At 68.9% G+C, this 4,089-nt stretch carries 2 protein-coding genes; both read left to right on the plus strand.

Features of this window, described 5'->3' with window-relative positions:
* On the plus strand, positions 1-1,012 hold a 1,012-nt coding region (locus QMK34_RS47010; protein ID WP_326421529.1), incomplete at its 5' end, for a CU044_5270 family protein.
* 112 nt (positions 1,013-1,124) lie between these two features.
* Positions 1,125-4,089 (plus strand): S8 family peptidase (locus tag QMK34_RS47015; protein ID WP_326421530.1); only part of this gene is annotated, 2,965 nt, incomplete at its 3' end.

Genomic DNA, 4,089 nt, shown 5'->3' on the forward strand with positions numbered 1-4,089 from the left:
CAAGGGAAAGCCGGTGTCCCCCACCGGGCGGCGCTGGTGGATCAGTGCGGCCGCCGCGGCGGTGGTCATCGCCGTCGGTGGCACCGCGGCGATCACCGGAGCCGACCATGGCGACCCCTCGGCCCAGCCGCCGGTGGCCGCGCAGGGGGTGAGGTTCCTGTCGGTGCAGCAGGCACTGGGTCTCGCCGCCGACAAGATCCAGGTCACTGGTGAGACTCCCATTCCCGCGGGCAAATTCCGTTATGTCGAGACCCACTCCTGGCTCCTGTGGAACGACAGCAGGATCCCGGCCGCCTTCTCCGGCGAACGGCTGACCCAGACCTGGCAGCCCAGCGACTTCAACGGGCAGTGGCTGCTCAAGACCGCACCCACCGGGAACAGGAAATGGCTCATCGGCGACGAGCAAGCGCTCAGGACCTTCACCCAGAAGACCGAGCTACACCAAGATGTCGACCTCAGCGTCTATTGGCCGAGCGGTGAATGGCGCGCCGCGAAGGGAAAGTTCCCCGGCTTGGCCATGTCCTTCGTCGGCCGGGAAGCCGACGAATGGGGCACCCCCACCAAGCAGCAGCTGGACGGGTTGCCGCGTGACCCGCAGAAGCTGTACGACCTGATGGCGGCCGACCCCTCGGTGACGGCCAAACCCGCGTTCGGCGGGGTACTGGACATCGCCACCCGGCTGCTCAAGACCGGTACCGTGCCGGCCGACCTCAAGGAGTCGCTCTACCGCGCGGTGGCCAAGATCCCCGACCTCAGGGTGACCGAGCAGGTGGCCAACCTCGACGGCCGCACGGGCGTCGCACTGGGCGTCGACCCCGGCGACCGCACCCTCCGTATCGAAATCATCATCGACCCCGCCACCGGCGAATTCATCGGGCAGCGCTTCACCCAGCTCAAGCCGTATGAAAACGACCCCACGTCTGCGGGCGTCAAACCCGGCACCGTGACGTCCTCCAGCTCGGTAAAGACCACCATCGTCGACACGCAGGGAGCTGTCCTGCCAGGAAACTGACCCCTCCCACCACGCCGCCAGCCGGCTGCGAGCGTCCTTTTCCCCACCAACAGGCTGACCAACGAAACCGTGGGTCAGCCTGTTGGTGGTAGCACCTCACGAGGGAGTACTCATGACATCACGGAGACGGTTGACCGCCGGCGTGCTGGCCACGGCCTGCGCGGCGGCGACCTTGGCGGCCTTGCCCGGCCAAGCGGGCGCGGCCGGCGCGCCGGGTGCACCGGCAGTGGCCGAAGGCGGCGCCGGCCACCGGGTCACGTTGATCACCGGTGACCAGGTCAGCGCGAGCATGGACGCCCGCGGCCACTGGTCACTGGCCTTGCAGGACGATGCCCGTTCCGGGCACGCGCCGTACGTCCAGTTCGGCGTCCGCCGCGGGGGCACCACCGACTCGTACCTGGTACCGGCCACCGCGATCCCGCTCGTCGAGTCCGGCCGGGTGGACCGGGAACTGTTCAACATCACCGGGTTGATCCGCCAGGGCTACGACGACGCCGGCACCGACACGGTGCCGCTGCTGGCCGAGTACCCGGACGGTCTGGCCGCCCGCTCGGTCGCGCCGGCCGGCGCCCAGCGCGGTCGCAGTTTCGATGAACTGGGCTACACCGAACTCGGTGAGTCCAAAAAGGACGCCAAGGGGTTCTGGGCGGGGCTGAGCGCCGGGGGACCGGCCGCGCTCTCCGGTGGGCCGAGCAAGATCTGGCTCAACGCCCACGTGCAAGCCTCGCTGGACCAGAGTGTGCCGCAGATCGGTGCTCCGGCGGCCTGGCAGGCCGGTTATACCGGCAAGGACGTCACGGTGGCCATCCTGGACACCGGGGTGGACGCCGGGCACCCCGACCTGGCCGGGAAAGTCGCGCAGAGCAAGGACTTCAGCGGCAAGGGCAGCGTGGCCGACGGCCACGGGCACGGCACGCACGTCGCCTCCACCATCACCGGTTCCGGCGCGGCCTCGGGTGGCAGGTACAAGGGCGTGGCCCCGGACGTCAAGCTGGCCATCGGCAAGGTGATGAACGACGGCGGCTCGGGCCGCGAGTCCGACATCATCGCCGGCATGGTCTGGGCGGCCAAGGAAGCCAAGGCCAAGATCGTCAACCTGAGCCTGGGCAGCGGACCCACCGACGGCACCGACCCCGACTCACAGACCATCAACAAGCTGAGCAAGCAGTACGGCACGCTGTTCGTGGTCGCCGCCGGCAACAGCGGCCAGGACGAGGGGGTGAGTTCCCCGGCCACGGCCGACGCCGCACTGGCGGTGGGCAGCGTGACCAAGTCCGACAAGCTGTCCCCGTTCTCCGACCGCGGTCCCCGCACCGGCGACGGTGCGGTGAAGCCGGAAATCGCCGCCCCCGGCAGCGACATCGTGGCCGCCCGCGCGCAGGGCACCTCGCTGGGGAAGCCGGTGGACGAGCACTACACCAAGCTCTCCGGCACCTCGATGGCCACCCCGCACACCGCGGGCGCCGCGGCCATCCTGGCGCAGCGGCACCCGGACTGGACCGGCGAACAACTCAAGTCCGGCTTGGTCGGTACGGCCAAGGAACTGTCCGGTATCGGCGTGACCGCGATCGGCGGTGGCCGGGTGGACGTGGCCGCCGCGGTGACCCAGGCCGTGCAGTCCGCACCCGCGACGGTGAACACCGTCGTGCGGTGGGCAGGCAAACCCGACAAGCGCACGGTCACCTACACCAACCCCGGCACCACCCCGGTTACGGTGAACCTGGCCTTCAGCCTGGTGGACAAGCAGGGGCAGCCGCCCGCCGCGAACCTGGCGAAGCTGTCGGCGAACTCGGTCACCGTGCCCGCCGGTGGCAAGTCCACTGTGGACCTCACGTTTACCTCGAAGTCCGGCAAACCCGGTACTTACCAGGGTCTGTTGCTGGCCAGTACCGCTGACGGCAAGACGCGGGTGCGCACCCCGGTGGGGGTGAAGGACGAGCCGGAGTTGTACGGCCTGTCGGTGAAGATGCTGGGCAGGGATGGCAAGGCACCTGGCGCGCAGGACGCCCAGACCTCCGTCGCCGTCAACGTCCACACCGGACAGAGCTTCTTCGGCTACGCCGGTGAGTCGCTGCGGGTGCCGCCAGGGGACTACACCCTGAGTGCGGGGCTCACCGCGCTCAAGCCGGGTGCGCCGGTGGAGGTCACCGCATTCGCCAACCCGGTCGTCAAGGTGACCCGCGACACGACGGTGTCCTTCGACGCCCGCCAGGCCAAGCCGATGACGGTCCACACGGACCAGACGGGAGCCCTCAGCGGTAGACTGAGTGCCATATTGGAAACCCGCCCCGACGGGCCGCACGAGCCGGTGTTGCTCGGGGTGGGCGCCTACGCACAGTTCGATCGGCTGTACGCCTATTCCACCCCCGGGGTGAGCTCGAAGTACTTCCGTTTCACCGAGGACGCACGGCTCTACCAGTCGTACTTGGAACTCACCGCGGAAGGGGCGCAACCGCTGGCGGTGGATGTGGGCTTCGCGCCGTTCTACGACCGCGTCCCGATGCCCGCCGAGCGGCTGGACACCGTCTACGGCGGTGCCGGCACGTCGGACGATCTGTCCAAGGTGGACGCCAGGGGCAAGTTGGTGGTGCTGGATTTACCGGACGGCATCCTCGGCACCGAGGCCAGCAAGCGCGTCGACAATGTGAAGGCCGCAGGCGGGCGCTTCGCGCTCTATCGCCTCATCAGCCCTGATGCCTCGGCCAGCCTGCTCAGTGCCCCACCCGTCCAGTGGTCGCTGCCGACCTTCAGTGTGAACGGGTACACCGGCGACCGCTACGTGGCACTGGCCAAGGCAGGCGGGTTGACCTCCTCGCTGACCGTCCGGGACCACAGCGACTACGCGTACGACCTGTACTACCCGTCCGTGGGCAGCATACCCACCAACCTGGTACGCGAGGCCAAGGCAGCGGACGTGGCCGCGGTGACCATGGCCTACCACGGCTACGCCAAGGAATTCCTCCCGATCGTGTACGCGTTCGTGGAGGGTCCGGAAGGGGAGATCAACCGGGGCGGGCGTAGTGACGCGCCCCAGTCCGAGCAACGGCGCTACTTCACCCCGGGTGACTGGCGACTCG

The organism is Amycolatopsis sp. H20-H5, from assembly GCF_035828755.1.
In the GTDB taxonomy this organism is placed as follows: Bacteria; Actinomycetota; Actinomycetes; order Mycobacteriales; family Pseudonocardiaceae; genus Amycolatopsis.